General features: G+C 69.5%; 27 protein-coding genes and 5 pseudogenes. 17 read left to right on the top strand and 15 right to left on the bottom strand.

Annotated features, from left to right (window positions below):
• Positions 1-186: 186 nt before the first annotated feature.
• The 3 genes and pseudogenes from ABT078_RS39760 to ABT078_RS39750 form a co-directional block, all read right to left on the bottom strand.
• Positions 187-561 (bottom strand): annotated as a pseudogene (locus ABT078_RS39760) (winged helix-turn-helix domain-containing protein); the annotation flags it as partial.
• Positions 558-782, bottom strand: a complete 225-nt coding sequence (locus ABT078_RS39755; protein ID WP_351236851.1) for a hypothetical protein — start codon at positions 780-782, stop codon at positions 558-560. The gene ABT078_RS39755 and the pseudogene ABT078_RS39760, both read right to left, overlap by 4 nt.
• A gap of 433 nt (positions 783-1,215) precedes the next feature.
• A complete protein-coding gene (locus tag ABT078_RS39750; protein ID WP_351236849.1) occupies positions 1,216-1,494 on the bottom strand; it encodes a hypothetical protein in 279 nt (92 codons plus the stop codon).
• 78 nt (positions 1,495-1,572) lie between these two features.
• On the opposite strand from ABT078_RS39750, the gene ABT078_RS39745 reads away from it, so the two are divergent.
• The 3 genes from ABT078_RS39745 to ABT078_RS39735 are packed head-to-tail and all read left to right on the top strand — an operon-like array spanning position 1,573 to position 3,463.
• The gene (locus ABT078_RS39745; RefSeq protein WP_351236847.1) at positions 1,573-2,328 is read left to right on the top strand and encodes a GntR family transcriptional regulator; all 756 of its coding nucleotides are present in this window, start codon (positions 1,573-1,575) and stop codon (positions 2,326-2,328) included.
• Positions 2,329-2,361: 33 nt separating this feature from the next.
• A complete protein-coding gene (locus ABT078_RS39740; protein WP_351236845.1) occupies positions 2,362-2,868 on the top strand; it encodes a hypothetical protein in 507 nt (168 codons plus the stop codon).
• Positions 2,869-2,896: 28 nt separating this feature from the next.
• The gene (locus ABT078_RS39735) at positions 2,897-3,463 is read left to right on the top strand and encodes a TetR/AcrR family transcriptional regulator (RefSeq protein ID WP_351236843.1); all 567 of its coding nucleotides are present in this window, start codon (positions 2,897-2,899) and stop codon (positions 3,461-3,463) included.
• An 11-nt stretch (positions 3,464-3,474) separates the two neighbouring features.
• On the opposite strand, the gene ABT078_RS39730 is transcribed toward ABT078_RS39735, so the two are convergent.
• From ABT078_RS39730 to ABT078_RS39720, 3 genes and pseudogenes are all read right to left on the bottom strand, one after another.
• The gene (locus tag ABT078_RS39730; RefSeq protein ID WP_351236841.1) at positions 3,475-3,708 is read right to left on the bottom strand and encodes a hypothetical protein; all 234 of its coding nucleotides are present in this window, start codon (positions 3,706-3,708) and stop codon (positions 3,475-3,477) included.
• 56 nt (positions 3,709-3,764) lie between these two features.
• A pseudogene (locus ABT078_RS39725) lies at positions 3,765-4,124 on the bottom strand (helix-turn-helix domain-containing protein); the annotation flags it as partial.
• A gap of 2 nt (positions 4,125-4,126) precedes the next feature.
• Positions 4,127-4,663 (bottom strand): hypothetical protein, encoded by a 537-nt coding sequence (locus ABT078_RS39720; protein ID WP_351236863.1) that lies wholly within the window; start codon positions 4,661-4,663, stop codon positions 4,127-4,129.
• A gap of 222 nt (positions 4,664-4,885) precedes the next feature.
• Here ABT078_RS39720 and ABT078_RS39715 point away from each other — a divergent pair, with 222 nt between their 5' ends.
• A complete protein-coding gene (locus ABT078_RS39715) occupies positions 4,886-5,434 on the top strand; it encodes a GNAT family N-acetyltransferase (RefSeq protein ID WP_351236839.1) in 549 nt (182 codons plus the stop codon).
• 554 nt (positions 5,435-5,988) lie between these two features.
• Here ABT078_RS39715 and ABT078_RS39710 read toward each other — a convergent pair.
• The gene (locus ABT078_RS39710; protein ID WP_351236837.1) at positions 5,989-6,762 is read right to left on the bottom strand and encodes a VOC family protein; all 774 of its coding nucleotides are present in this window, start codon (positions 6,760-6,762) and stop codon (positions 5,989-5,991) included.
• Positions 6,763-6,895: 133 nt separating this feature from the next.
• Here ABT078_RS39710 and ABT078_RS39705 point away from each other — a divergent pair, with 133 nt between their 5' ends.
• Together ABT078_RS39705 and ABT078_RS39700 are read left to right on the top strand one after the other, a co-directional pair.
• Positions 6,896-7,462 carry a nucleotide triphosphate diphosphatase NUDT15 gene (locus ABT078_RS39705; protein WP_351236834.1) on the top strand — a complete coding sequence of 189 codons (567 nt, stop codon included), beginning with the start codon at positions 6,896-6,898 and terminating at the stop codon, positions 7,460-7,462.
• Complete coding sequence (locus tag ABT078_RS39700; protein WP_502981535.1) at positions 7,459-9,063, top strand: sigma-70 family RNA polymerase sigma factor; 1,605 nt, start codon at positions 7,459-7,461, stop codon at positions 9,061-9,063. The genes ABT078_RS39705 and ABT078_RS39700 overlap by 4 nt, the downstream gene beginning before the upstream one ends.
• 6 nt (positions 9,064-9,069) lie before the next feature.
• Here the strand turns inward: ABT078_RS39700 and ABT078_RS39695 are convergent, their stop codons facing one another.
• Together ABT078_RS39695 and ABT078_RS39690 are read right to left on the bottom strand one after the other, a co-directional pair.
• The gene (locus tag ABT078_RS39695) at positions 9,070-9,606 is read right to left on the bottom strand and encodes a nuclear transport factor 2 family protein (RefSeq protein ID WP_351236832.1); all 537 of its coding nucleotides are present in this window, start codon (positions 9,604-9,606) and stop codon (positions 9,070-9,072) included.
• Positions 9,603-10,829 (bottom strand): alpha/beta hydrolase family protein, encoded by a 1,227-nt coding sequence (locus ABT078_RS39690; RefSeq protein WP_351236830.1) that lies wholly within the window; start codon positions 10,827-10,829, stop codon positions 9,603-9,605. The genes ABT078_RS39695 and ABT078_RS39690 overlap by 4 nt, the downstream gene beginning before the upstream one ends.
• Positions 10,830-11,356: 527 nt before the next feature.
• On the opposite strand from ABT078_RS39690, the gene ABT078_RS39685 reads away from it, so the two are divergent.
• The 4 genes from ABT078_RS39685 (at position 11,357) to ABT078_RS39670 (ending at position 17,668) form a co-directional block, all read left to right on the top strand.
• Positions 11,357-11,584: a type A2 lantipeptide gene (locus ABT078_RS39685; RefSeq protein WP_351236859.1), complete on the top strand. Its 228-nt coding sequence runs from the start codon at positions 11,357-11,359 to the stop codon at positions 11,582-11,584.
• Between the two features lie 96 nt (positions 11,585-11,680).
• The gene (locus ABT078_RS39680; RefSeq protein WP_351236828.1) at positions 11,681-12,565 is read left to right on the top strand and encodes an HlyD family efflux transporter periplasmic adaptor subunit; all 885 of its coding nucleotides are present in this window, start codon (positions 11,681-11,683) and stop codon (positions 12,563-12,565) included.
• A complete protein-coding gene (locus ABT078_RS39675; protein ID WP_502981534.1) occupies positions 12,562-14,799 on the top strand; it encodes an NHLP family bacteriocin export ABC transporter peptidase/permease/ATPase subunit in 2,238 nt (745 codons plus the stop codon). The genes ABT078_RS39680 and ABT078_RS39675 overlap by 4 nt, the downstream gene beginning before the upstream one ends.
• A 43-nt stretch (positions 14,800-14,842) precedes the next feature.
• Positions 14,843-17,668, top strand: coding sequence for an NHLP bacteriocin export ABC transporter permease/ATPase subunit (locus tag ABT078_RS39670; RefSeq protein ID WP_351236855.1), 2,826 nt, complete (start codon positions 14,843-14,845; stop codon positions 17,666-17,668).
• A gap of 79 nt (positions 17,669-17,747) precedes the next feature.
• Here ABT078_RS39670 and ABT078_RS39665 read toward each other — a convergent pair.
• The 3 genes and pseudogenes from ABT078_RS39665 to ABT078_RS39655 form a co-directional block, all read right to left on the bottom strand.
• Positions 17,748-18,089 (bottom strand): annotated as a pseudogene (locus ABT078_RS39665) (TSUP family transporter); the annotation flags it as partial.
• Positions 18,078-18,239 (bottom strand): annotated as a pseudogene (locus ABT078_RS39660) (thioredoxin-disulfide reductase); the annotation flags it as partial. The pseudogenes ABT078_RS39660 and ABT078_RS39665, both read right to left, overlap by 12 nt.
• 34 nt (positions 18,240-18,273) lie before the next feature.
• Positions 18,274-18,687, bottom strand: coding sequence for an arsenate reductase ArsC (locus ABT078_RS39655; protein WP_351236826.1), 414 nt, complete (start codon positions 18,685-18,687; stop codon positions 18,274-18,276).
• Positions 18,688-18,778: 91 nt separating this feature from the next.
• Here ABT078_RS39655 and ABT078_RS39650 point away from each other — a divergent pair, with 91 nt between their 5' ends.
• The 5 genes and pseudogenes from ABT078_RS39650 to ABT078_RS39630 all read left to right on the top strand — a co-directional run bounded on the left by ABT078_RS39650 (position 18,779) and on the right by ABT078_RS39630 (position 21,041).
• Positions 18,779-19,093 (top strand): ArsR/SmtB family transcription factor, encoded by a 315-nt coding sequence (locus ABT078_RS39650; protein WP_351236824.1) that lies wholly within the window; start codon positions 18,779-18,781, stop codon positions 19,091-19,093.
• Between the two features lie 40 nt (positions 19,094-19,133).
• Entirely contained in the window at positions 19,134-19,925 is a 792-nt protein-coding gene (locus ABT078_RS39645) for an aquaporin (protein ID WP_502981533.1), read from the top strand.
• Positions 19,922-20,350 (top strand): annotated as a pseudogene (locus ABT078_RS39640) (FAD-dependent oxidoreductase); the annotation flags it as partial. The gene ABT078_RS39645 and the pseudogene ABT078_RS39640, both read left to right, overlap by 4 nt.
• A 53-nt stretch (positions 20,351-20,403) precedes the next feature.
• On the top strand, positions 20,404-20,613 hold the full coding sequence (locus ABT078_RS39635; RefSeq protein WP_351236822.1) for an ArsR/SmtB family transcription factor: 210 nt from the start codon (positions 20,404-20,406) through the stop codon (positions 20,611-20,613).
• Between the two features lie 2 nt (positions 20,614-20,615).
• The gene (locus ABT078_RS39630; protein ID WP_351236820.1) at positions 20,616-21,041 is read left to right on the top strand and encodes a hypothetical protein; all 426 of its coding nucleotides are present in this window, start codon (positions 20,616-20,618) and stop codon (positions 21,039-21,041) included.
• A 70-nt stretch (positions 21,042-21,111) separates the two neighbouring features.
• On the opposite strand, the gene ABT078_RS39625 is transcribed toward ABT078_RS39630, so the two are convergent.
• Positions 21,112-21,483, bottom strand: coding sequence for an ArsR/SmtB family transcription factor (locus ABT078_RS39625; RefSeq protein ID WP_351236818.1), 372 nt, complete (start codon positions 21,481-21,483; stop codon positions 21,112-21,114).
• Positions 21,484-21,730: 247 nt separating this feature from the next.
• Between ABT078_RS39625 and ABT078_RS39620 the strand changes: the two genes are divergently transcribed.
• Complete coding sequence (locus ABT078_RS39620; RefSeq protein ID WP_351236816.1) at positions 21,731-23,092, top strand: NAD(P)-binding domain-containing protein; 1,362 nt, start codon at positions 21,731-21,733, stop codon at positions 23,090-23,092.
• A gap of 328 nt (positions 23,093-23,420) precedes the next feature.
• On the opposite strand, the gene ABT078_RS39615 is transcribed toward ABT078_RS39620, so the two are convergent.
• Entirely contained in the window at positions 23,421-23,588 is a 168-nt protein-coding gene (locus ABT078_RS39615) for a hypothetical protein (protein ID WP_502981532.1), read from the bottom strand.
• 283 nt (positions 23,589-23,871) lie between these two features.
• Entirely contained in the window at positions 23,872-24,357 is a 486-nt protein-coding gene (locus ABT078_RS39610) for an RrF2 family transcriptional regulator (RefSeq protein WP_351236812.1), read from the bottom strand.
• Between the two features lie 375 nt (positions 24,358-24,732).
• Between ABT078_RS39610 and ABT078_RS39605 the strand changes: the two genes are divergently transcribed.
• A complete protein-coding gene (locus ABT078_RS39605; RefSeq protein ID WP_351236810.1) occupies positions 24,733-25,587 on the top strand; it encodes an NmrA/HSCARG family protein in 855 nt (284 codons plus the stop codon).
• Positions 25,588-26,336: the final 749 nt, after the last annotated feature.

The following is a 26,336-nucleotide window of genomic DNA, read 5'->3' as shown; positions in this document are numbered from 1 at the left end:
AGACCCCTCAAGTAGTCCAGAGCCCGATCTCGAGGCTCCGACCTGCCAAAACGATGCCCGAACCGGGCATGCAACCCGGCTATCCCCTCGGACCACGACTCGATCTGCTCAACCGTCAGCGACTGTTCACACAGTCACATCAACGAGCAACAACGCCGACCGTCACGCCATATGCGGTTGCAGTATTAGGCAGAGGTATTCGGTGAGCGGGGTGCGCGAGGGGACGTTCAGCAGGGTGTTCAGTGTTCCTCGGGCCCGGAGTTGGGTGGTGCGGACCGTTACGTCGTGAGTCGGAACGGTGGGGGTGAGTACGCCTCCCTCGTACGTGAGTCTGCGGAGGAGGCGGCGGACGTAGTTGCCTTTGCCGTGGATCTTCTCGACCAGGCCCTCGGCCTGGAGGACCGCGAGGGCGTTGCGCAGCGTCGCCGTGCTGACCTTGTAGCGCGAGGCGAGCTGGGGCTCCGAGGGGAGGCGTTCGCCGGGCTTGAGGCGGCCGGTGGCGATCTGGGTCCGGAGATCGTCGGCGATGGTGTGGCGGAGTGACGGCACGGGTTCGATCACCACCTTCTGAGCACTCGGACGGCGACGAGTCGAGTTCGGGGGTGGATGGTCAGCAGTTCGCCCGACTCGAAGAGGAGGCGCTTGGCGCCTCGGGGAAGTTGGAAGAGGTCGGTCACTCGGCACGGCTGGCCGCCGATCTGGATGATGTCGCCGCGCTGCACGTTGGTCGAGGTGATCTCGACAGGTGCGGCCATCGCACCGCTGGGAGTCCAGGTCTTCATGAGGCCGCCCCCGTGGGAGCAGCCGAGGTGGCCGGCGCGTGGCAAGAGCAGGTGCACGTCTCGTAGACCACCGGTACGCCGACCGGTGCCGTCACCGGGGACGAGTGCGCGCACTCGTGGTGCGTGCCGATCCGGCACGAAGTTGATCGGTAAGGGGCGGCTTTGGTCTCCGGCATCAGTGTGCCTCCGCCGACGTGAAGCAGGTGCACGCGAGGAGTTCCTCAACTGCCAGTACATACGGGCGGACGAGGGCGGTCTCCTCACCCCGGAGGAACTCCGTGCGGTCTCGCATCTTCCTCAGAGACAGCGTCGGCCCGTCAGGAACTGCGAGGCGGGTGGGTGTTAAGGGAGCATGGTGGCGGGCTTTTCGGAAGCACCGCTCCCTGGTGCGCGCTACGGCGCGGCGGATACGGTTGAACATGCTGATCAGCTCCTATCGCTGATGGCCAGGTCCCCGGACATCGCCCGTCGCGGGGACCACTTTGTGTACGGCGGCCCACAGGGTGCGGCCGCCCAGGCTGGTGGCGAGGAGACCGAACCGGTCTGCCTCCGCCAGGACTTCCAGGACCTCCCGCCATGTCTCGGCAGGGAGGGATTCCGGTACCTCCGCTTCGATCGATGTGTGCCGGGGGTGCTCTTCCACGCGTGTGGTGAGCCCGACGGCGGATAACCGGGCGGCGATGGCCTCCGCGCTTACTTCTGGAGCAGGCACAGGACAGCCTCCGTCACCGACGATCACTTTGGGTGAAGCTAGTTAACTAGATTAGAGCTAGTGGACTAGATTTTCCATATGCCTGAGCAGCCGCCCTACCTCCGCATCGCCGACGAACTCCGGCGGCGGATCGCGGAGCACGAGTGGACACCCGGAGACCGGCTGCCGTCCCGCGCCCAGATTGGTCAGGAGTGCGGCGTGGGCGAGAACGTCGTCCGTCGTGCGCAGGAGCTCCTGATCTCCCAGGGTGTGTTGGAGGGTCGCGCCGGGTCGGGTACCTACGTCGCCGAGCCCCGACAGCGGGTACGGATGGTCCGGTCTGCGGCGCGTGAGCAGCCCGATGGGTCCCCGTTCCGCGCCGACATGAAGGCCATCGGACGGCACGGGGGTTGGGAGAGTCGTACCGACGCCAAGGTTCCTGCGCCAGCGGAGATCGCGGCGCGACTCGGCATCGCCGAGGGGGACTTGTGCGTGCGCACCGTGTACGAGTTCCTCGCCGACGGCAGGCCGGTACAGCTGTCAACGAGCTGGGAGCCGTACGACCTCACCGCAGGTACCGTCGTCGTCCTTCCTGAGGGCGGGCCGCACGCCGGGGCGGGCGTCGTGAACCGTTTGGCCGAGATCGGCATCACGGTGAGCCATGCGGTGGAGCAGCCCGAACCGCGGCAGGCGACCGCCGAGGAAGCTTCACTCCTGGGAATCCAGAAGGCCGGTCTCGTCACGCACATCCGACGGACGTACTACAGCGACCAGGGGCGTCCGGTGGAGACGGCGGACATCGTCGTGCCTGCCGCTTTGTGCGAGATCGTCTATGAGGTTCCGGTCAGCCGTTGACAAGCCGCGCCGGTCGACATGGGAGGGGTACGCATGACGGGTGATCTCCAGTTCAGCTGGGAACTGAGCGGCTCTGGATGGGCCACGTGTCGAATCGCCGACACTGCTGGGGAGCAGAAGAACTTCGTCAGCTACTGCACGGATGCTTTGGCCGACTTGTTGTTTCGGGTGGCGGGTCTGTACGGCGATTCGTCCGTCCAGCGGGTCTCCTTCGACCTCGAACCGGCTGAGGTGAGGTGGCGGCTCCGGCGTCGAGGGGCGGACGTGGACATCGCCATCTACTACTTCCCGGACATGTCCAGGAGCTGGGACGCGCCCGACGATGAGGGCACCCTCTCCTGGAGCTCCACTCAACCCCGCCATGTGTTCGGCCACGCAGTCATGGAAGCTGCCCAGGCAGTGCTCAGCCTTCACGGCGAGGCCGGCTATCGCGAGAAGTGGGTGCAGCACCCGTTCCCCGTCACCGCGCTGCAAGACCTTCGACGACTCCACCAGCGAGACGACGAGTGCGAGCAGTGCCAGGGCAGTCCCGATTCCTGACATCACCGGCTGACATCAGGTGCTGATCTTGCCGCAGACGTCTCGTGCCGATGCCCGCAAAAACCGTGACCTGGTCCTGGCCGCGGCGAGGGAGGCCGTCGCCAAGCACGGTACGGACGCGTCGCTGCGCGACATCGCCCGTCGCGCAGGCGTGGGCATCGGGACGCTCTATCGCCACTTCCCCACCCGTGAAGCACTGCTCGAGGCCCTGCTCAACGCCAACTTCGACGGACTGCGCACTCGAGCCGACAGCCTGCTCACCTCACCCGTGCCGGGCGACGCACTCCTGACGTGGCTTGGAGAACTGACTGCCGGAGCGGCCACGTACCAGGGCCTGCCGGAATCGATCATGAATGCCCTGGCGAACGAGGAATCAGGACTGCATGCCTCCTGCGCCCAGATGCGCTCGGCAGCCGGGCGGCTGCTGGAACGCGCGCAACAAGCCAGCTCGGTCCGGAACAACGTGCCCGTCAGCGAGGTCATCGCACTCGCCCTCGGGCTGGCCTGGGCGGCCGAACGGTCCGTCGAACCCTCGGACCTGGCCGCCCGCCTGCTCTCCACGGCGATGTACGGGCTTGCCGACCGCGGCCAGTGACTGCGCGCGGGTCACCCGGTGTCACTCGGCTCGGCCGTCGACGTCCCCGCGGGAACACATCCAGAGCCCACGAGCATGGACACGGCGTCAACCAACGTCAAGGGCAGCACCCGCCGCGTCGATATCCCCCCGAAGGGCAGTTCCTCCCAGTAGCCCTCGTGCAGTCTGATCAGGTCGACGCGTCCGGCGGCCAGCAATTGGGTCAGCAGCAGGGCGGCCGTCAGCACCAGCCGCAGGAATAGCACCCCGATTTCTGCGTTAGTCAGGCAACGTTCCCCCTCTCGACGACGGCGCGTAGGCGCAGGTCATGCCCGGTCTGCTTGGACTTCGCGATCTTCTTGATCTCGCGCCGCTCGGGCAGAGTGAAGGGCTTCCGCCGGCCGCCCTTGCACTTCGGACACAGGGTGGCGAAGCCGTCGGTGTTGAAGCCGTGGATCGTATCCCGGACCCGGTCGTCGCTGGTGAACGTCACTTCGGCGACCTTCGGTACCGGCATGCCCTGCGCGGACAGCAGCACCATCTGGGCCCGCCGCCAGGTCACTACCGACCCGGAGCCGGGGCGGATGATCCGAAGCAGCCGACGGCCCTCGTCGTCATCGATTTCGCGCACACGTACTCGCTCTGCCGCCCGGACAGGATGACCATCACGTGCCGCCGGCACCCTCACTCCCTCACGGCACGCTCGGCAGAGGATGCCGCCCCCGTGACCGTCCAGATCGCCATGCCCCACAGGCAGAGCGCGGAGATGAGGCCCACCACGAAGCGAACGGCCTTGTCCGGGCCGTTCGCGAGCCACACGACCATGCCCGATGCTCCGGCCGCGATCAACAGGGCCGCCGGCACCCGCAGCCGGGGCTGCTCGAATACCGCTGCGAGCGGGAGGAAGTGGAGCCCAACGACAATCGCGACCAGCGGGGGAATGAGCACTGGCATCCGGGCGCGAGCGCACACTACGGCGATGGCGACGATCAGCAGCCACTGGAGACCGTTGATCTGATTGAACCGCCGACGTCGGTCGGCGGGGAATGGACCCCCTGCCGACGGGGGGAGAAAACGGCGCGCGGCGAGCATCAGCCCCAACGTGACGGCACAGCCGACCACGACCTCGACCAGCCGTGCCAAGCCGTCGAATGCGCTCGTGGCCAGCAGCCACCAACCGAGCCCGAACAACGCGAGGAACCCCACCCCTGACTTGAACATGATCGACACCCTAGGCGGAAGAGCAGCCGCCGACCGGAGGATTCTCAAGTTGGTGCGCGCCTCGCCGGCCGGCGCCCTCAACTCCCGGCAATCCCCGGGCTCAGCCGACGCTTCGGTCGGACCGCGACCGGGCAAACGTTGGCTGATGCGGCACCAGGAAGTGTTTCAGAAGTGGATCACTCATGTGATCTTCTGTTCAGAAGAGGGCCCTAACATTGACCCATGTCCAATATGCCGTCGCGGGTCGAACTGTGCCCGCTCACCCTCGCCGCCCAGGATGAGTTCTGCTCGCTGGTGAGGGCCAGCACCGAGCTCCATATGCCGTGGATGCAGCTGCCCGCGACCGCGGAGGAGTTCCAGGGGTGGATGCGCCGCTTCAGCGACGGCACCAACCGGGGCTTCGTGATCCGCGTTCAGGAGACCGGTGCAGCTGCCGGCATGGTCAACATCAACTCGATCATCCGGGGCCGTTACCAGGGCGCGTCCCTCGGCTATGCGGCTTTCGTCCCGTCTGCGGGGCGGGGTTACATGGCCGAGGGGCTGACCGTCGCCCTGCAGCACGCCTTCAACGACCTGCGGCTCCACCGGCTGGAGGCGAACATTCAGCCGGCAAACAAGGCGTCTTTGGCCTTGGTCCAGCGCCTGGGCTTTCGTTACGAAGGTCTGTCGCCCGCCTATCTCTATATCGACGGGGCCTGGCGCGACCACGAACGTTGGTCCATCACCGCACCATCTCCCTGGACGCCTGATCCTTCCCTTCCCGAGGTCTAGGCATTTCTTCAACACCCGGGGTGTTGCACCCTGCGGGACCCCGAGCCGCTGATGAACCTGGTGAGCGCTACTCGAGGAGCGCTTCGCGAGCTGACCGGCATCGATGGTCCAGAGCAAGCACGGATTGCCTTGCGGAAGCAGGTTCAGGAGCGGAAGGACCGCGAAGCCCAAGAGGTCCGTACAGAGGCCCGGCGCTCCGAGGCCCGCTTCTGGCGTGGCGAGCGTTCCACGACGACAGAGAAGTCGGGAGCGCGTAGCAAGAGTATCCGCCCCCTCTCTGGAGGGCTGCCGGCCCTCGGACGGTCGGGCTGATCCGCCGGCAGGGGCGGCCTGCCTCCGCCCGCCAGAGAGGCTTTTGTGTGGACTCCACGCGCGGGCGGGCGCGGGTCCTGCAGGAGATGGTCAACGGGTCACTGGTGCACGGACGGAGTTCCCCGGAAGTGGGTGAGGCGCTGGACCTGTGCCTGGCGTGCAAGGGGTGTTCGTCCGGCTGCCCGAGCGGCGTCGACATGGCCACCTACAAGGCCGAGGCGCTGCACCGGCCGGTCAGCCGGTCAGACCTTCGCCGTCAGCGGTGGCTTGTGCACCCCGAACGCCGCGCCCTGCGGATCGTGCAGCACCGCGAACCGCAGCCCGCCCTCCATGTCCATCGGCTCCAGGAGTACGCCACCACCCGCATCGGTCGCCGTGTGCGCGGTCGCGTCGACGTCCGTCACCTCGAAGTACGGCAGCCAGTGGGCGGGCACCTCGGGCGGGAAGCGTTCGTCGTGCATCTTCACCATGCCGCCGAAGTCGTCGCCGCCGATCCCCCACTGGGTGTAGTGCTCCGACACGTGCACGGTCCAGCCGAAGACCATCCTGTAGAACCGTTTCGCCTCGGCCGGATCGCGCGTCAGCAGCTCGACCCAGCCCAGCGCACCCGGCGCGTCGAGCATCTCGGCACCGGCGAAGTTGCGGCCCTGCCAGAGCGAGAAGACGGCGCCCTCGGTGTCCGCGACCACGGCGAAGCGGCCTTCCTCGAAGACGTCCATCGGCCCGGTGAGCAGCGTGCCGCCCGCGTCGGTGACCGCCGTGACGGTGGCGTCCGTGTTCTTCGTGGCGAAGGAGATGGTCCAGGCCGTGGGTTGCTCCGCCTGGTAGAGGTGTGTGAGTGCGGCGACGGCCGCGTCGCCGCGGCGCGCCATGGTGTAGCCGCCGGCCTCGGCCCGCGGGTCGGTCACCATGCGCCAGCCCAGGACGCTGCTGTAGAAGGTCTGGGCCGTCAGCATGTCGCCGGTGCCGAGCTCGGCCCAGCAGGGTCCGCCGATGACGGGCCGGGACGTCTTCATGGTCGTACCTCCAGCGGTCGGGTCCACCGCAAGCACGCTATGCCGGGTGCATCACAGCGGCCACCCGTGTGTCCACCGTACGATCGGGCACCGCCGTGCCCGGCCGGGTGCGGCGCGACCGCACGAAGGGCCGATGGTGACCCACTCCCCGAGCCGCACACCGGGCGAACATCCCGCGCGGGCGTTCCCCACCGCCAACGGAATGACCGGTATCGGCATGATCGCCCTCGACCCGCGCGGCCGGATCCTCCTCGGCCTCGCCCACACCGGCCGCTGGGAGCTCCCCGGCGGCAAGGTCGACCCGGGTGAGAACTTCGAGCAGGCCGGGGCGCGTGAGCTGGCCGAGGAGACGGGGCTGCGGGTGCGGGCCGGCGATGTGCGGATCGTCGCGGTGGTGCTGGACAGCGAGCGGGGCATGCCCCGGATCTCGGCGGCGGGCCTGACCACGGGCGTCGAGGGCGAGCCGGAGGTCACCGAACCGGACAAGATCGTGCGCTGGGCGTGGCACCGGCCGGACGCGCTGCCCGCCGAACTGTTCCTCCCCTCGGCCGCTGTGCTGCGGGCATGGCGGTCCGATCTAACACTTCCGTCGGTTCCTGCGTACTCCTATCCGGTTTCTGTTATCGGAGCGGAGGCGGGACGTCTCCCCTTTGTCGGAGGAGACACGGCCCAGCCCAGGAAGAGAGTGGACACAGCGTGAGCAGCGAACGCGAAGCCGCGATGATCATCGCCGCGCAGGCCGGCGACCAGCATGCGCAGGACCGGCTCGTCGCCGCGTACCTTCCCCTGGTCTACAACATCGTCGGCCGGGCCCTGAACGGCCATGCGGACATGGACGACGTGGTGCAGGAGACCATGCTCCGCGTCCTCGGCGGCCTGGACGGGCTGCGCAGCCCGGACAACTTCCGCAGCTGGCTGGTCGCCATCACCATGAACCAGATACGCGGCCACTGGCGGGAGCGCCGGTCCGGGGCGATATCCGTCGGCGGCGGTCTGGAGGACGCGTACGAAGTCGTCGACCCCGGCGCCGACTTCGTGGACCTGACGATCACCCGCCTCGGGCTCTCGGGACAGCGCCGTGAGACCGCCGAGGCCACCCGCTGGCTGGACGAGGACGACCGGGCACTGCTGTCCCTGTGGTGGCTGGAGGCCGCCGGGGAGCTTTCCCGGGCCGAGGTCGCCGCCGCGCTGGAGCTGACGCCGCAGCACACGGCGGTACGGGTGCAGCGCATGAAGGCGCAGTTGGAGACGGCGCGCGTCGTGGTCCGCGCCCTGTCCGCCGACCCTCGCTGTGTGCTCCTGGAGCAGATAGCCGCCGGCTGGGACGGCATGCCGTCGGCCCTCTGGCGCAAGCGGCTGGCCCGCCATGCCCGCGACTGCACGGTCTGCGCGGGCCACTGGTCCGGGCTGGTCCCCGCGGAGGGCCTCCTCGTGGGCCTCGCGCTCGTCCCGGTGGCGGCGTCGCTCGGCGCGTTCTCTTCGGCACCCGACATGGTCGCGACGGCCTCCGCGTACGCGCCCGCCTCCCAGCACGCCTCCGCCGCGGCCCACGCCTCCGCTCACCCCTCCGCCAGGACCCGGGCCCGCCAGGAGCGGGCACGTCGCCGCCGCCGTACGGCGGCCGTGGCCGCCGCGGTCGCCGCCCTGGTCACCGGCGGTGGTGCGGTCCACCTCCTCACGGGCCCCGACACGGACGAGGAGGCGGCGTCCACGGCGGCCGCCCCGGCCTCGCCCACGCTGCCGTCCGCCTCGCAGAGCCCGTCGCCTTCCCCGTCGCTGTCCGCCTCCCCCTCACCGTCTCCGACACCCACCCCAAGCCGGACGACGGCCAAGCCGACCCCGAAGCCGACCCCGAGCAAGGCCAAGCCGAAGCCGAAGCCCACCACGAAGGCGCCGGACCCCGCGCCGCCCACCCCGAGCGGTGCCGCGCAGCAGGTCCTCGCCCTGGTCAATGCCGAGCGCTCCAAGGCCGGCTGCGGGCCGCTCAGCTCCAACAACAAGCTCGCCACGGCGGCCCGCAACCACTCCGCCGACATGGCCGCCCGCGACTACTTCGACCACACCAACCCGGACGGCGACGACCCCGGCGATCGCATCACGGAGGCCGGCTACCGCTGGAGCACGTATGGCGAGAACATTGCGAGGGGCCAGCAGACCCCGGCCTCGGTGATGGACTCGTGGATGAACAGTCCAGGCCACCGCGCGAACATCCTCAACTGCTCCTTCAAGGAGCTCGGCGTGGGCATCCATGACGCGTCGGGCGGGCCGTGGTGGACGCAGGCGTTCGGGACGGCCCTCTGACGAGGGCTACGCCCTGCCGCCGTCCATCAATTCGTTGAGCGGACCGTCGGTCAGCGTCGCGCGCTGGTCGGTCACCACGGGCAGCCGTGACAGCGTGCCGGAATCGATGAGTCCGGTCTGGGCGAGAACCGATAGCTGGTCCCAGTAGATGTGTTCGCCCGAGATGAGGGAGCCGTCGAAGGACACGACGGCGATGATGGCGATGCTGACGGGCCGCCCGGTCGGGGGGACCGCCGGCAGGACCCAGGGCACCTCGACGTCATGGGTGAAGGAGACGAGCATCTCGTCGACGATGCGCCCGGGACCGGTGGTACGGGTCAGGGTCGTGATCGTGAAGTCCTCGGGGTTGTGCCCGATGAAATGGCGCCGGTAGAAGTCGTGGACGGCTGCCCGGCCGCGGGCGCCCATGGCCGTGGGCACGTGCAGCACCTCGGGTGCGTCCGTCATCGTGGCCATGGTGGCATCGAGGTCGAGCGTGGCGAACTCACCGGTGGTGTGGAGTTCCCAGACGCGTTCCAGTTCCGCCGGGTCGTGGGTCGTCATGCGGTGCCTCCTCGGTCTCCGTCGAGAACGGTGTCCAGCCAGTCGAAGACGTGCTGGTCGAAAAGAGAGCGGTTCCACGCCTGGCAGTGGCCCGGGGCTCCGTCCTCGGCCCTGAACCGGACGAGCGCCTTCGGGCCGGTGAGCGCGTCATGGAGCAAATGCGCCTGGGCGGAGAGCGGGTCGGAGTCGTTGGCGACGACGAGCGTCGGGCAGGCGATGCGCGCGGCGACGCCCGAGAGGCGGTACCGGTCCATCTCGATGACGTACTCGCCCAGGGAGTCGAGACCGTGCACCCACAGGGCGCGCTGGATCATGAGCCATCGCATCAGGGGATCGTTCGCGACAGGGGCCAGGAACTCGTCGATCGCCCGGGGATCGATGTCGGGGAGCCGGTCCCGCACCTGCTTCGGCAACGGCATGGCGTCCAGGGGGTCCCACTGGCCGGGGTCCGCGATCAGTGCGGCAACCCGGTGGTCCCCGGAGACGCCGCGCGGAGCGAGATAGCCGCCGAAGCTCCACCCCATGACGGCGATGCGTGAGGCGTCGACCTCCGGCCTGCCGACGGCGTAGTCCATGACGGGGCGCAGCACGGTCTCCCAGTCGGGGCGCATCCTCAGCCCCTGCTCCACCAGCGCGCGGCCCTGACCCGGGCCGTCCACGAGGAGACAGGCGTAGCCGCGGCGCACCGCGGGCAGGGCGTGGGACCAGTACATCTCGTGGATGTCGGAGTCGTAGCCGTTGACCCCGACCACGGTCGGCCGGGCGACGGTCGTGTCGTCGTCGGGCAGGCAGAGGCAGCCGGGGAGCGTCGTGTCCTCGAAGGGGATCTCCACGAGCTCGACCGGCCGGTCGGCCAGAGCGGCGTGGCGGGCGAAGCACGCGCTCTCCCGTGCGAAGGACTCGGCGAGCCGCGGGTCCACGGGAGAGCCGAACAGGGGCTGGTACGCGATGCGGTGGTACGTGGTCGCCCGCCAGAACCCCTCGGCCGCGCTCACCCTGTGCCCGTGCGCGGCGCTGTTCTGGGCCGCGTCGGCCACCCGGGAGGCCGTCGCCGACCACGCGCTGTGCCAGGTGTCGCGGTCACCGGCCGGGATCCGTCCGGCGGTCGCCGCGCACTCGCCGTACTCCGCGCCGCCGCGGCTCGTCAGTGCGAGCGCCCGCTCGGCGAACTTCTGGAACAGCGGGTCGTCGAAGAGCTGCGGGGCGAATGCTCGGTCGTTCACGAAACCGATCCTTCACCGCCGTGCTCCGGCGTCGTCGAGGCGCGCCGCGCGGGGAGCCGACCGGGCGCTGGACGCGACGCCGTCGCCGCATCTCCCGCAGCACTGGAGCGCTATCTTCCGCAAACCTGCACACCGAACACTCAACCGATGCACGTGAGCTGACCGTCCCTCATCTTCGGCGGCCTGGTTGGCGGCATGGCAGGCCATTGGGGCGGGAGTGTCCGATTCGGGTCCGCGCCGTTCGTCCGCCCAAAGGGAATTCGGTCCGTGAAGCTTGTGAAGATGTCGACACGGAGGCGTGGACGCACCTGCACGGGAACTTAATTCCGTGACCGATGAGGCCCTGTCCCGGAGTTGTCCGATTGGCTGAGCGGCGCTCCGGCGTGCTTTGATCCTGCGCACCGCGGGAGTTGCACGAAGGGTTCCCGATTTATCGGGCACCCGGACGCCCGCTCACGCGGCCGGGTCGTTTCCGGCGGGACCGGCCGTCGCCTTTGAGGAATATCCACATGAAGGGAAGCTTCATCATGAACTTCACCCCCCAGGTCGAGACCGCTGAGATCTCCGACGCCGACCTCGACAACGTCTCCGGCGGTCTGCACAGCGCCGTTGCCGCCGGTGCGCTGTCCGGCGTGACCTCCACCGTCGACGGCATCGTCCCGGTCTCCGGCCTGGTCGGCTCGGTCGTCGGCACCGTTGAGGGCGCCACCGGCCTCAACACCGCCGCCGTGACGGGCCTCGTCGCCGGTCTCTGAGACCCCGCATGAGTGAGCCCCGGAACGGTCAAGGTTCCGGGGCTCACCGCGTCATCATACCCTGACACGGACATTTGCAGTCGAGGGAAGAGTTACGTGCAGTTCCGCCAAAAGGCCCTTTCCAAGCTGCAATCGCCCGAAGAAATAGATCTGCCGGTGCGCTTCGCCCGGCCGCAGGGCTGGCTCGTGCTGGCCGTCACCGTTGTCGCCATGGCTGTCGCGTGTTTCTGGGCCGCGACCGGTTCGGTTTCCTCCACTCTCAGGGCACCTGGCATTCTTACGCACGGACAGGGCAGTTATGTCCTGCAGAGTCCGGTCGCCGGCCAGGTCACGGAAGTCCTCGCCGAGGAGGGCAAGCGCCTGCCCGCCGGCGCGCCGCTGCTGAAGGTCCGCACACAACGGGCGGAGCAGACCGAGCAGACCGACGGCACCGAACAGACGGAGCAGTCGGACCAGGACCAGGACGAGGGTGAAGGCGAGGGCGACACCGTCGTCCGCACCATCGCCGCGGGCCGCCTCACCTCGCTCGTCGCAACGATCGGCGCCGTCGTCACCACCGGTTCCGATGTGGCGGTCGTCGAGCGGGTGGACGACGCGGACGCCCCCCTGACCGTGATGCTCTACCTCCCGGCCGAGAACGGCTCGACCGTCCCCGTCGGGGCCCGCGTCGATCTCACCGTGCAGTCCGTGCCGGCGCAGCAGTACGGCGTGCTGCGCGGCCGGGTCAAGGCCGTCGGCCGGACCTCGCAGACCGCCCGCCAGATCGCCGGCTTCCTCGGTGACGGCCAGCTCGCCGAGCAGTTCTCGAAGCAGGGCCGGCCGGTGCCCGTCCTGGTGCAGCTCGAGCGTTCCTCCCGTACGAAGTCGGGCTACGCGTGGTCGTCGCAGGACGGACCGCCGTACGCGATCGGCTCCATGACCCTGACCACCGGTGCCGTCCATCTGGCCGACCAGCGCCCGATCGATTGGCTGCTGCCGTGACCGCCCCGTCCCCCACCCGGCGCCGCGCCCGCGCACCACAGCCGAATCCGAGGCGCGCACCGAAGCCGCAGAAGCCCGCGAGGCAGAAGTCCGTCCGCACCCCCACCGTGCTCCAGATGGAGGCGGTGGAGTGCGGCGCCGCCACGCTCGCCATGGTCCTCGGGCACCACGGCAGGCACGTGCCCCTCGAAGAGCTGCGCATCGCCTGCGGGGTCTCCCGCGACGGCTCACGGGCCAGCAACATCCTCAAGGCCGCCCGCAGCTACGGCCTGCAGGCCAAGGGCATGCAGATGGAGCCGGCCGCGCTCGCCGGAGTGCAGGCGCCCGCCATCCTGTTCTGGGAGTTCAACCACTACGTCGTCTACGACGGCATGGGGCGCCGCTTCGGCCGCCGTGGCGTGCACATCAACGACCCCGACAAGGGCCGCCGCTTCGTGTCGATGGAGGACTTCGACACCAGCTTCACCGGTGTGGTCCTGGTCCTCGAACCCGGCACCGGATTCCGCAGGGGCGGCCGCCGGCCCGGAGTTCTGCGCTCGGTCCCCGCCCGGCTCCGCGGCACCACCGGCACCATGCTCGCCGCGCTCCTCGCCAGCCTGCTGCTCGTCGCGGTCGGGGCGGCGCTGCCCGCGCTCAGCCGTACGTACATCGACATGTTCCTGGTCGGGCGTCAGACCTCGCTGCTCGGTGTCCTCTTCGCGTCGATGGCCGCGATGGTCGCGCTGACGGCCGTGCTGACCGGACTGCAGCAGGCGAATCTGCTGCGGGGCCGCATCATCTCGTCGACGCTGGGCAGTGCCCGCTTCTTCCGGCATCTGCTCCGGCTCCCGGTGACGTTCTTCGCCCAGCGCAGCCCGGCCGACCTCGTACAGCGGCTGCAGTCCAACGACGCGGTGGCCGAGACCCTGGCCCGCGACCTCACCGCGTTCGGTGTGGACGGCATCGTGGTGATCCTCTACGCGGTCCTGCTGTGGACGTACGATCCCCAGCTCACGGTCATCGGGGTGCTGATCGCGCTCCTCAACGTGGTCGCGATGCGCGTGGTCGTACAGCTGCGGGCGACCCGTACGCAGAAGCTGCGCGCGGACAGCGCGCGGCTGACGAACACCTCCTACACCGGCATCCAGCTGATCGAGACGATGAAGGCCACCGGCGGCGAGAACGGCTACTTCCGCCGCTGGGCCGGGCAGCACGCGACCACGCTGGAGGAGCAGCAGCGGCTCGGCGTGCCGAGCGCGGCTCTCGCCGTCGTCGCCCCGACCCTCGCGACGCTCAACAGCGCGCTGATCCTGTGGATCGGCGGGCTGCGCGCCGTGGAGGGGCACATCTCGATCGGTCTGCTCGTCGCCTTCCAGGCCCTGGTGACCCGCTTCACGGCGCCGATCACACGGCTCAACGGGATGGCGGGCCGGATCCAGGACTTCGCGGCCGACGTCGCCCGGCTCAAGGACGTCGAGAACTTCCCCGCCGACTCGCTCTACACGCGCCGCGAGCCGCCCGCGAGCACCCGCAGGCTCATGGGCCACGTCACGCTCGAGAACATCACCTTCGGCTACAGCCCGCTCGACAAGCCGCTGCTCACCGGCTTCTCGCTGGCGGTCGGTCCGGGTCAGCAGGTCGCCCTCGTCGGCGGTTCGGGCAGCGGCAAGTCCACGGTCTCGCGCCTGATCGCCGGGCTCTACAGCCCGTGGGAGGGGACGATCCGGATCGACGGGCAGCGCCTCGACGAGATCCCGCGCGGCGCGCTCGCGGCCTCGGTGTCCTTCGTCGACCAGGAGGTCTTCCTCTTCGAGGGCACGGTGCGGGACAACGTGGCGCTGTGGGATCCGTCGGTCCCGGACGAGGCCGTGACCGACGCCCTCAAGGACGCGGCTCTGTACGACGTCGTCTCCCGGCGGCCGGGCGGCATCCACGGACGGGTCGAGCAGGACGGCCGCAACTTCTCCGGCGGGCAGCGGCAGCGCCTGGAGATCGCGCGGGCGCTGGTGCGCCGGCCCAGTGTGCTCGTCCTCGACGAGGTGACCAGTGCCCTGGACGCCGAGACCGAGCAGCTCATCATCGACAACCTGCGCCGGCGCGGCTGCGCCTGCGTGGTGATCGCCCACCGGCTGAGCACCGTCCGCGACAGCGACGAGATCGTGGTCCTCGACCACGGCACGGTCGTGGAGCGCGGGCGGCACGAGGAGCTGGTCGCGCGCGGGGGCGCGTACGCCGACCTGGTCAAGGAGCACTGAGGTGATCCCCGTTCAGCACCCTGCGCCCACGGGGCCCGACGACATGGTGCTCGCGGCGCTCGGCGGCCTGGGCGCACCGGTCGACTGCACGGGCCTGCGGAGCCTGTCGCTGGAGGGGCCGCAGGTGCTGTGGCTCGTCGTGGGCGGGGCGCTCGACCTGTTCGCGGTCGACGCGGTCCAGCAGGGGCACTGGCACTTCCTCGGCCGCCTGGAGACGGGCACGCTGCTCCTCGGACCCGTCGAGGGGCCTCAGCACACCCTCGTCGGCAGGCCGTTGCAGGGGTGTGTGCTGCGCCGGATCCCACTGCGGGAGCTGTACCGGCCGCAGGAGTACGCCGACCCGTGGACGTACCAGAGCGCGTACCAGAGCCAGTACGACAGCCAGGACGGGACGCTGAGCCTGCTGGAGCATGCCTTCGCCCTCGGCGTCGGCCGCGGCCAGCGGGTGCTGTTCGAAGCCCCGCTGGACGGGCGGACGACGGACGGGGAAGCGGTCGCGGACGACGACATCCTGTGGCTGCCTGTCTTCCCGGGGAGCGTGCAGTACGGCGCCGCGTTCAGCGCGGAGGCCGCCGCCGACCTGCTCGTCGACGGCGCGCTGTGGCAGCAGATGGTCAACCAGCAGTTCCGGCTGCTGTCGGGGCTCGACCGCTGGATCGAGCGCCTCGAACGCGCCCACGAGGACCGGGCGGCGGCCGGCCTGAAGGCGGGCGAGGCGGTGCGCGCGGGCGCCGACCAGGCGCTCCTCGCGTCGATCGGCCGCTCCCGCAGGTCGTCCTCCGCCCGGCCGACGGGAGGGTCCGCCGCGTCCGACGACGCCGTCTACGCGGTGTGTCGCCTGGTCGCGTCGGCGACCGGGATCACCCTCGCGGAGCCGACGTCGGGCGGGCCGGTGAACGAGCGCATCGGCCCCGTCGAACGCATCGCGCTCACCTCGCGCATCCGTACCCGCGCGGTCCGTCTCGACGGAAGCTGGTGGCGGGAGAACTCCGGTCCGCTGGTCGGTCACCGGGCCAAGTCCGGAGCACCGGTCGCACTGCTGTGGCGCCGCGGCGGCTACGAGGCGGTCAACCCGGCCACCGGCTCACGGATCCGGATCGACGACGACAACGCGGAGGACATCGAGCCGCGTGCCGTCATGTTCTACCGGCCGCTGCCCGAGGGCCCGCTGAACGCCTGGCGGCTGTTGCGCTTCAGCCTCCGCGGCACCCGTCCCGATGTGCGCAACCTCGCGATCGCGGGCCTGGTGACCGTCACCCTCGGCGCGCTGGTGCCGATCGCCACCGGCCAGGTGCTCGGCGTGTACGTGCCCAATGCGGAGACCAGCCTCATCGTGCAGGTGGCCGTGGCGGTCATGGTCGCCGGCGTGGTCTCGGCCGCCTTCATGCTGCTGCAGAACCTCACGATCCTGCGCATGGAGGGCCGGATCGAGAGCACGCTGCAACCCGCCGTGTGGGACCGGCTGCTGAGGCTGCCGACGAAGTTCTTCGCCGAGCGCTCCACCGGGGAGCTGGCGAGCGCGGCCATGGGCATCAGCGCGATCCGCCGGCTGCTGTCGGGGGTCGGGCCCGTGGTCGTCCAGGCGAGCACGGTCGGCACGATGAACCTGGTGCTGCTGCTCGCCTACAGCGTTCCGCTGGCGCTCGCGGCAATCGGGATGCTGTGCGTCATCGGTGTGGTGTTCCTGGGTCTCGGCCTCTGGCAGCTGCGCTGGCAACGGCGCCTCGTCGAACTCGGCAACAAGCTCAACAACCAGGCGTTCCAGACCCTGCGCGGACTGCCCAAGCTCCGGGTGGCCGCGGCCGAGAGCTTCGCGTACGGGGCCTGGGCGAAGCAGTTCGCCCGCAGCCGTGAACTCCAGCGGCGCGCGGGCCGGATCCGCAATCTGACCACGGTCCTCGACGCCGTCTATCTGCCGCTGTGCGCCCTCATCATGTTCATGCTGCTGGCGGGTCCGGCGCGCGGGAGCCTGACGGCCGGCGAGTTCCTGACCTTCCACACCGCCGTGACGATGATGCTCGCATCGGTGACGCAGCTGACGGGCGCGCTCGTCTCGGCCGCCTCCGTACTCCCCATGTTCGAACAGGTCAAGCCGCTGCTGGACGAGGCACCCGAGGTCCGCGGGGCCAGCACCCAGCCGGGGGAGCTGTCCGGGGCCATCGAGGCCCGAAAGCTGTCCTTCCGTTACGCCGACGACGGCCCGCTCGTCCTCGACGACGTGTCCCTGACCGCGCGGCCGGGCGAGTTCGTCGCGATCGTCGGCCCGAGCGGCTGCGGCAAGTCCACCCTGCTGCGCCTGCTGATCGGCTTCGACAAACCGCTGTCGGGCGGCGTCCTGTACGACGGCCAGGACCTCGCCGCCCTCGACCAGGCGGCCGTGCGCCGCCAGTGCGGTGTGGTCCTGCAGAACGCCCAGCCGTTCACCGGCTCGATCCTCGACTGCATCTGCGGCGCCGAACCCTTCACCCAGGAAGAGGCGTGGGAGGCCGCGGAGATGGCGGGCCTCGCCGAGGACATCCGCCGCATGCCGATGGGCATGCAGACCATGATCGCCGGTTCGGGCGCGATATCCGGCGGCCAGCGCCAGCGCCTGATGATCGCCCAGGCGCTGATCCGGCGTCCCCGTGTGCTGTTCTTCGACGAGGCGACGAGCGCACTGGACAACGCGACCCAGCGGATCGTCACCGAGAGCACGCGCGCGCTGCGGGCGACGCGGATCGTCATCGCACACCGGCTGTCCACGGTCATGGACGCGGACCGCGTCGTGGTGATGTCGGACGGCCGGGTGGTCCAGGAGGGGCCACCGGCACAGCTGCTCGCGGACACGACGGGACGACTGCACGAGCTGGTGCGACGCCAGATGATGTGACCTGCGGGGACCCGGTGCCGGCTGATGCCGACGCGTGGTTTCGACAGCGGCCCAGCGCCGGGGCCCGAGCCGTGCGCGGTCAGTGCAGGACTTGAACGGCGTAGAGCGCGCCGATGCCGGCGGCGAGGGTGCCGAGCAGGAGGCGGAGCGCGGTCTCGGGCAGGTGGGGCCGGAGATGGGCGCCGAGGTATCCGCCGACCAGGCCCCCAGCCCCACAGGACAGGCCGAGTAGCCAATCGGGGGCGACGTCACCCGTGGCGGCCAGGGAGAGCAGCGCGTAGGTAACGGCACCGACGACGGAGGTCACGAAGGTGGAGGCCAGAGCGGCGGGTGCCACGGTGGCGACCGGCACTCCGCGGCCGACGAGAATCGGGCCGAGCAGGGAGCCTCCCCCGATCCCGTAGATGCCCCCGGCAACGCCTTCGGGGAAGCCGGGGAAGTTCTCGACCTCGGTGGTCGTGGTCAGGGAGCCGCCGACGAAGATCGCTCCGCCGAAGACCAGCGGCTTGAGCCGGGCGCGGGCGGTGCAGAGGGCGGCGGTGTATCCGGCGGGGCCGGAGCCTATGACGATGACGTCGCGGACGTCGCCGGTCCGGGTCGCCGGCTCACGCGGACTTTTCCGGCGCCAGCTCCTTGATCAGGCCCTCGACAAGCGCCTTGATCTCGTCGCGGATCGGGCGTACGGCGTCGACGCCCTGGCCCGCCGGGTCGTCCAGCGTCCAGTCCAGGTAACGCTTGCCGGGGAAGACCGGGCAGGTGTCGCCGCAGCCCATGGTGATGCAGACGTCGGACTCCTTGACCGCGTCGATCGTGAGGATCTTCGGGGTCTCGGCGGAGATGTCGATGCCGACCTCGCGCATGGCCTCGACCGCGGCCGAGTTGACCTGATCGGCCGGAGCGGAACCCGCGGAGCGGACCTCGATGCGGTCACCGGCCAGGTGGCTCAGCCAGCCTGCGGCCATCTGGGAGCGGCCGGCGTTGTGGACGCAGACGAACAGGACGGAGGGCTTCTCGGCCATCGCGGGTCTCTCTTGTCTCAAGGAGAAATCAGGCACGCATGACATCAGCGCCTGGTGGCGTCATCCACCACTGATGTGACAGTATCAGCCCATGATGACGTCAGTCGACACTGAACTGATCCGGGTACTGGCCGACCCGCTCAGGCTCCAGATCGTGACCCTGCTCGCCCGCGAGACCCTCTGCACCACGCACCTCGTGGAAGAGACCGGGGCCAAGCAGACCAACCTCTCCAACCACCTGCGGGTCCTGCGCGAGGCCGGTGTCGTGGAGACAGAGCCGTGCGGACGCTTCACCTACTACCGGCTCCGCCCGGACGTCATCGCTTCACTCGCCGGCCAGTTCACGGATCTCGCGGAGACCGCGCGCGCCACCGCCGAGGCCAATACCAAGCGGTCCTGCCCCTGATCCCCGCGCCCGTCGCCACTGCACGTATCGAGGAGCCCTGTTGAGCACCGCTGAGGCCATACCCAAGCCCCCCGCGGAATCCGGCAAGCCGTCGGCCGAACCGCAGACGGCCCCCGGCGCGACGCCGCCCGTGGCGCCGCTGGTCGCCCGTGCCGCCGCCGAACTCGTCGGCACCGCCGCCCTCGTCGCGGTCGTCGTGGGCTCCGGCATCCAGGCGACCGAGCTGACACAGGACGTCGGCCTCCAGTTGCTCGCGAATTCGATCGCGACGGTCTTCGGGCTCGGCGTGCTGATCGCCCTGCTCGGCCCGGTCTCCGGCGCTCACTTCAACCCCGCCGTCAGCCTGGCCGAGTGGTGGACCACCCGCCGCGGCGGCGTCGGCGTCAGCGCGCGCGAAGCGGCCGTGTACGTACCCGCCCAGATCATCGGGGCGATCGCCGGCGCCGTGCTGGCCGACGCGATGTTCGGCGAGCCGCTGGTGAAGTGGTCCACGCACGACCGCTCGGCCGGCAATCTACTTCTGGGCGAGATCGTGGCCACCGCCGGGCTCATCCTGCTGATCTTCGGCCTCGCCCGCACCGACCGGCTGCGTTTCGCCCCGGTCGCGGTCGCCTCGTACATCGGCGCGGCCTACTGGTTCACCTCGTCCACATCCTTCGCCAACCCGGCGGTGACGATCGGCCGCGCCTTCACCGACACCTTCGCCGGCATCGCCCCCGCCTCAGTGCCGGGCTTCATCGCCGCCCAACTGGCGGGCGCGGTCGTGGGCCTGGCCCTGGTGGCGCTCATCTTCATGCGCGACCGGACGGCTGAGGCCCAGCCCGCCACATGACACAGCAGACAGAGGTGGTGGTGATCGGCGGCGGCCAGTCCGGGCTCGCCGCCGGGTACCACCTGCGCCGCCTCGGCGTGGACTTCGTCGTCCTCGACGCCCGGTCCACGCCGGGCGGTGCCTGGCAGCACACGTGGGACTCCCTACGCCTGTTCTCCCCAGCCGTCCACTCGTAGCTGCCCGGCCGACTGATGCCGCCGCAGGAAGGCGAGACCTACCCGGACGCGCAGCATGTCGCCGACTACCTCGCCGACTACGAGAAGCGGTAAGAACTTCCCGTCCAGCACGGCACTCAAGTGCAGGCAGTCCACCACGACGGCTCGCATCCGACCGTCGAGGCCGATACGGGTACGTGGCGCACGCGAGCGGTCATCAGCGCGACCGGCACCTGGTCGCGGCCCTTCCTGCCCGCCGTCCCCGACCGTGGCTCGTCATGGCGGACCGATGAGTGCCGGGCAGATCGTGGACGCCGTGGGGGGTGAGTCAGTCGACGGTGTCGCACCACCTGAAGGTGCTCAACGAGGTGGGATTCGCGCTGGTGGAGCGCGAGGGGACTTACAGTCGCTATCGGCTCAACGAGGAGTGCGTGCAGGCGTTCCCCTCGGCAGCCGATGTCGTGATGGGCAGACCAGCACCCCTCCTGGACACGGCAGATGAAGGGCGCGAGCGCGGGGGCAAGGGCCGGTGAGCATGACGGCCGCATCCGAAGGGCCGCTGTCCGGGGCTCGCTCGAGTGCGGTCTACGCCCTGCTGCTGGGGCTGGGCGTGCTGGATGCTGCCGGTTACAGCCCGATCGCGCCGGTCCTGCCGACGCCGGCGCGTCAGACCGGGGCCGGCACGTCGGTGCCCGTCTGGGTCGGGGCGCCGGCGGTGGCCGGATCCGGCATCGGTATGGCGAACACCGGATCGGTCGGGGTGCCGCTGGACGCGGTGCCCGCGCAGCGCATCGTCACCGCGATGGTGCTGTGGTCCCAGATCGGCATCCTGGGCTATCTGCTCGCTCCGGCTCCGGGCGGCCCGATTGCTGACGCCTACGGGTACGCGGCAGTCGCGGTCGTCGTTGCCGTCTCCGCCCTCGTCGTCCCTCTCACGCTGGGCAGACGCAGTCGGCCATGAAAACGTCCGCGGTCCGGTCTCGTCGCTCGCCGGCTGCACGCGGGGCCGGTGCGGTGAGAACCAGTCGCCGTCAGGCGCCGTAGTGACGCAGCAGCTGACCCATCGCGGCCGGCACGGAGGGCTCGACGCGGTAGTACACCCAGGTGCCCCGCCGCTCGGACGTGAGCAGGCCCGCCTCCTTCAGTTTCTTCAGGTGGTGGGAGACGGTGGGCTGGGAGACGCCGACGTCGGAGATGTCGCAGACGCACGCCTCGCCGCCCTCGTGCGCGGCAACGAGGGAGAACAGGCGCAGTCTGACCGGGTCGCCCAGCGCCTTGAACATCGCGGCTGTGCGCACCGCCTCCGCCGGGGTCAGCGGGCGCTCGGTCAGCGGCGGGCAGCACGGCGCCGCGACGTCGGGGGCCTCGGGCTCCAGCAGCGGCAGCACATCTATGTTCGACATGTATCTATGTTGACACATGTCGAACCAGACGCTCAGCGCTGCCACACTCACTGCGACCTGGCGAGATGCGCGGCCACACGGCACGCGCCGCGCCGGGAGGCGGGGCGGACTGCGCTGGCGCGACATCGAGATACCCCAACAGCGATCCACCTGTTTTGATGAGTGTCTATGTTGAAGTTCATCAAAGCAGGTGCCATGCTGGCAACGCAAGCCATCGACGGATGTCGAAACAGACTGGGGAATCAACGTGAACGCGCCCACCGAAGCCCTGCCCACCGTGGTGATCGGAGCCGGCCCGATCGGCCTGGCCGCTGCCGCCCACCTTGCCGAGCACGGTCTTGAGCCGCTGGTCCTGGAAGCCGGGGACAGCGCGGGCAGCGCCGTGCGCGAGTGGAGCCACGTGCGGCTGTTCTCCACCTGGGCCGAGGTCGTCGACCCCGCCGCCGAGAAGCTCCTGGCCCCCACCGGCTGGGTGAAGCCCGACGGCGACGCCTACCCCACCGGCGGCGACTGGGCCGACCAGTACCTCCAGCCGCTGGCCGACGTGCTGGGCGACAAGGTCCGCTTCGGCGCCCGCGTCACCGGCGTCTCCCGCCTCGGCCGCGACCGCGTCGTGGACGCCGACCGCGAGCAGCAGCACTTCACCGTCCACATCCTCAACGCCGACGGCACCGAGGAGCGGACCACCGCCCGCGCCGTCATCGACGCCTCCGGCACCTGGTCCACGCCCGGCCCGATCGGCGGCGACGGCCTCCCCGCCCTCGGCGAGCGCACCGCATCCGACCGCATCTCCTACCGCGTGCCCGACCTCAAGGACCTGGCCGTCAAGGCGCGTTATGCGGGCAAGCGCACCGCGGTCGTCGGCTCCGGCGCCTCCGCCTTCACCGCCCTCGCCTACCTGGCCGACCTCGCCAAGGACGCCCCCGGCACACATGCCGTGTGGATCCTGCGGCGCGGCATCGGCGGCTCCACCTTCGGCGGTGGCGAGGCCGACCAGCTCCCCGCCCGCGGCGCACTGGGCCTCGCGGCCAAGGCCGCGGTGGACAATGGACACGCCGATGCCGTCACCGGTTTCCGTACGACCGCGATCGAGAAGAGCGGCGAGCAGCTGGTCCTGATCGCTGAGGACGGCCGCCGCCTGGACCCGGTCGACGAGGTCATCGTCCTCACCGGCTTCCGCCCCGACCTCTCGTTCGTCTCCGAGCTGCGCCTCGGTCTCGACGAACGACTCCAAGCCCCCATCGACCTGGCACCGCTGATCGACCCGAACGTCCACTCCTGCGGCACCGTCTACCCCCACGGCGTGCGCGAACTCTCGCACCCCGAGAAGGACGTCTACCTCGTCGGCATGAAGTCCTACGGCCGCGCCCCGACCTTCCTCGCCATGACCGGCTACGAGCAGGTGCGCTCCATCGCCGCCGCCCTGGCAGGCGACCAGGAGGCCGCCGAGCGCGTGGAGCTGACCCTCCCCGAGACGGGCGTGTGCGGCGGTGCCGGTCTGTTCGACGAGCCCGAGACCGCTCAGGCCGGCGACGGCGGCGGCTGCTGCGCCGCCCCCCGCACGCTCCAGATCGGTGTCGGCGCTCCGGCCGCATCCGGCGGCTGCTGACACTCGCCCACGCATCCAGCACGAGGCTCATCATGTCCGTGTACAACTCGCCCTCCGCGTCCCGGACCTCGCCGCGTCCATCGCCTTCTATCTCTGTTCTTGCGCAGTGCGCCGCCCTTCAGGACTCCGTTGGTAAATGGACAGGGCGGACATCCTGGCTCTCACTCTGGCTGGGAGTGGATCACTTGACCTGCGGGTCCGTGAGTCATAGCGACCCCCGTGGCCAGCGGTTCGTCCCTTTCCCGACGGAGTCCTTCAGGGCGGTGGTGAAGCGCATCTGAAGACTGCTCTGACCCGCGCCGTAGGCAAGGGGTCCGCACTGTTGACCTCAGCTCATGGGGCGCTGCTGCCGCTCGATGTACTGCTGTGGCGCCCATACGTCCGGCCCGCCACCCCGCCACTCGATCAGGTCGGACCGCACCACGTCCATCTCGTCGAAGTCCTGAAGGCCGGCGGTCTGGAGCAGCGCAGCCACATCCCGCACCGAGTACGCCATGCCGAGGATCACTCCCTCCGCGCGGCCGGGCCGGGCGCACGCTGGGCTACTCCACCGCCGGATCCTCCTGGCCATGGCGCACCGCAGCCTTCACCGCCTGCTCCAGCTCGTGCCGCGGCATGGTCACATCCTCGCGCGCCGCGTACTCCGTCACCGCGCCCCGGATACGGCCGACGAGGGTCGGAACCCGATACCACCAGACTGACGCACCGTCAGGCAGACGGCCGACACCGTGAAGTGCCCGCCGAGAACCCGGCGCTGTCGCACCCCCGGCATATACGCCTCACTCCCGGCCGAACGCCCGGCGGACGGCCCTCGTCACGGCGGGGTCATCCATCTCGAGCTCTCTGCGGACATCGGAGAGCTTCTGTGTCGCAAGGGCGTCACGCCAGGCCAGGTCGGCCCGGTACATGGCTCGGTTGACGGCGCAGGAGGCGGAACCGCCGCCGCCGGTCTGCAGCTCGGCGATCTTCCCGCACCGTTTGATTCCCGTGCAGCGGAAGAGGCTCTCGTTTCCTTCGATGGCCAGGACGACATCGAGCATGGTGATCGAGTCCGGGTCGCGGGCCAGCCTGAACCCACCGCGCGGCCCCGGGGTGGACGTCAGGAGTTCGGCTTTCACCAGCAAGTGCAGTTGCTTGGTGAGATAGGCCGCAGGCAGCCCGTGAGCGGCAGCAAGCTGGGCGCTCCCCACCGGATCGTCATCGCCGAGCATCGCCAGGTTGACAAGCGTGTGCACGGCCCACTCGACGCCCTTGCTCATGTACATAACCAAGATGATATGTGTCCTGAATTATCTAAGTCAAAGCGTTTCGCCCCACCCCCTCCGATCGAGCCCAACGGGGACGGCGAGTCGACCCCCGATGGCTCACAAGGCCCGGAGCAAAGCCATTGATACCCGAGCCCCGTCAGTCGCCCCATCTCGGCACCGGCGAGCACTTCGGCACCCAGACGCCCCTGCACGCCACCCGCACCAGATAAAACTTGACACTATCTATCGACGATACGTAGTGTCGTCAATGTCACTCTCACGGGCGATCCGGCCGCGGTGTCCCCTCCTGCCCCCACGAGGGGACAGTCCACCAAGCGGTCGCGGATACTGGAGGCCTCAGGCCTCTACGACAAGCTTCGAAGGAGTTCTGAAATGATTGATAATCCTATTCTGGTGCTTGCCGCTACCGGTGGACAGGGCAGGGCGGTGACTGACGCATTGTTGGACCGCGGGGCCGGGGTACGGGCGCTGGTGCAGAACCCCGATGATGAGGCCGCGCGCCGACTGGCCGACCGGGGCGTTGAGGTTGTGGCGGGTTCCCTGAGTGATCAGGCTTCCCTGGCCGCGGCGATGCAAGGGGTGGCCGGGGTATTCGCGTACACCACTCCTTTTGTCGACGGCGTGGAGGCCGAGGTGGCCCAGGGGCAGGCAATTCTGGCTGCCGCGGGCGAACAGCGGGTACCCCATTTGGTGTTCAGTTCGTTGGCAAATGCTGACCAGGGGACCGGCGTACCGATTTTCGAAAGCAAGGCACGTATCGAAGCCCAACTGGTCTCCGGCGATGTGCCTTACACGATCCTCGGACCGACGTCTTTCTTGGACATGGTCAACCTCGGCAGCGCGCAACGCATCCTCAGCGGTGCGCTGGACATGCCGCTCCACTCGGACAAGCCGTTGAAGCAGCTCGCCCGCACCGACCATGGAGCGTTCGCGGCCGGAGTGCTGCTCAACCCCACCCGCTATGTGGGACAGCGGATCAACCTGGCAAGCGATGAGAACACTCCCACACAGATGGCAGCCACACTGAGTGCCACCCTCGGAACGGAGGTCCGGCACGAGTACATTCCGCTGGCGCAGGTCGAGAATTCCGACGTGCGCTCGGTGTGGGCCTTCCTCGACGGACCTGGTTACACCGTCGACGTCCCGGCTCTGCATGCGGCCCATCCGGAAATCGCCTGGACCAGCTTCGCCGACTGGACACGAAGCGCATTCAGCACCGCGGACTGAGCCCGGGGAAGTCGGCGACACTCTTCGACTTCGATCAGCGAGCTCGGCCCGGCCGGCGCAACCGGCCTTCGCCGTGCTCTAGCATGCGCGTTTCACTTGCGGCGTTGTCCGAGTCTTGATCGGAAAAGCGAAAGTGCCTTCTGAGCTGGGAAGATGAGGCTTGTCGAAGGTCTCTGTCATCACAGCAGGAAGGCACTTTCTGCGTGCACCTTACCCGGTCGCGTCCCAAGCTCATCGTGTCGGCCGACGGTCACGGCGTGGCCAGTCACGCCGGATCCCGCCTGCTGGCCGATCTCGCCGATGTCACCGGCCTGACCAGCGCCTTCACGGACGCACTGCGTCGGCTGCGACCTGCCCGGCCTGGTCCTGGACCTCGACGCCACCCTGGTCACCTGCCACTCGGAGAAGGAGCAGGCGGCGGCGACCTCCACTTCTGCGGCATGTCGATCGTGTTCGAGGACGTCACGGTGGGCGTCCGCACGCCGGCGCGCCCTCGACGAACCGGTCGGGTTCATCAAGGGGTTAGCCGGAACCGCTCGGCGGAGCTGCCTGCCTCCACGCGGTGGCAGGGCCGCCCCAGACGACCCCAACCAGAAGAACGGAGACCGCAAGTCATGCATTCTGAGCCGCCCCCTACGGCAAACACCCCTGCAGAGGCTGTTTCTGTCTTTATGCAGTACCTGCCGCGTCTCTTCGGAATCGCCTACCGCGTGCTCGGCAGTGCGGGCGATACTGAAGACGTGCTCCAG

Origin of the sequence: Streptomyces sp. NPDC002133, assembly GCF_040296405.1 — a bacterium.
In the GTDB taxonomy this organism is placed as follows: Bacteria; Actinomycetota; Actinomycetes; order Streptomycetales; family Streptomycetaceae; genus Streptomyces.
This window is presented reverse-complemented; position numbering and strand designations above follow the sequence as displayed.

Bases quoted from the DNA above. Each gene is read 5' to 3' on its own strand.
- ABT078_RS39625 (WP_351236818.1), bottom strand. From the start codon at position 21,483: ATGTCGAACATAGATGTGCTGCCGCTGCTGGAGCCCGAGGCCCCCGAC.
- ABT078_RS39655 (WP_351236826.1), bottom strand. From the start codon at position 18,687: ATGGCCGAGAAGCCCTCCGTCCTGTTCGTCTGCGTCCACAACGCCGGC.
- ABT078_RS39605 (WP_351236810.1), top strand. From the start codon at position 24,733: ATGATTGATAATCCTATTCTGGTGCTTGCCGCTACCGGTGGACAGGGC.
- ABT078_RS39650 (WP_351236824.1), top strand. From the start codon at position 18,779: ATGATGACGTCAGTCGACACTGAACTGATCCGGGTACTGGCCGACCCG.
- ABT078_RS39705 (WP_351236834.1), top strand. From the start codon at position 6,896: ATGGTGACCCACTCCCCGAGCCGCACACCGGGCGAACATCCCGCGCGG.
- ABT078_RS39695 (WP_351236832.1), bottom strand. From the start codon at position 9,606: ATGACGACCCACGACCCGGCGGAACTGGAACGCGTCTGGGAACTCCAC.
- ABT078_RS39615 (WP_502981532.1), bottom strand. From the start codon at position 23,588: ATGGCGTACTCGGTGCGGGATGTGGCTGCGCTGCTCCAGACCGCCGGC.
- ABT078_RS39755 (WP_351236851.1), bottom strand. From the start codon at position 782: ATGAAGACCTGGACTCCCAGCGGTGCGATGGCCGCACCTGTCGAGATC.
- ABT078_RS39715 (WP_351236839.1), top strand. From the start codon at position 4,886: ATGTCCAATATGCCGTCGCGGGTCGAACTGTGCCCGCTCACCCTCGCC.
- ABT078_RS39720 (WP_351236863.1), bottom strand. From the start codon at position 4,663: ATGTTCAAGTCAGGGGTGGGGTTCCTCGCGTTGTTCGGGCTCGGTTGG.
- ABT078_RS39610 (WP_351236812.1), bottom strand. From the start codon at position 24,357: ATGTACATGAGCAAGGGCGTCGAGTGGGCCGTGCACACGCTTGTCAAC.
- ABT078_RS39745 (WP_351236847.1), top strand. From the start codon at position 1,573: ATGCCTGAGCAGCCGCCCTACCTCCGCATCGCCGACGAACTCCGGCGG.
- ABT078_RS39630 (WP_351236820.1), top strand. From the start codon at position 20,616: ATGACGGCCGCATCCGAAGGGCCGCTGTCCGGGGCTCGCTCGAGTGCG.
- ABT078_RS39710 (WP_351236837.1), bottom strand. From the start codon at position 6,762: ATGAAGACGTCCCGGCCCGTCATCGGCGGACCCTGCTGGGCCGAGCTC.
- ABT078_RS39685 (WP_351236859.1), top strand. From the start codon at position 11,357: ATGAACTTCACCCCCCAGGTCGAGACCGCTGAGATCTCCGACGCCGAC.
- ABT078_RS39670 (WP_351236855.1), top strand. From the start codon at position 14,843: ATGGTGCTCGCGGCGCTCGGCGGCCTGGGCGCACCGGTCGACTGCACG.
- ABT078_RS39740 (WP_351236845.1), top strand. From the start codon at position 2,362: ATGACGGGTGATCTCCAGTTCAGCTGGGAACTGAGCGGCTCTGGATGG.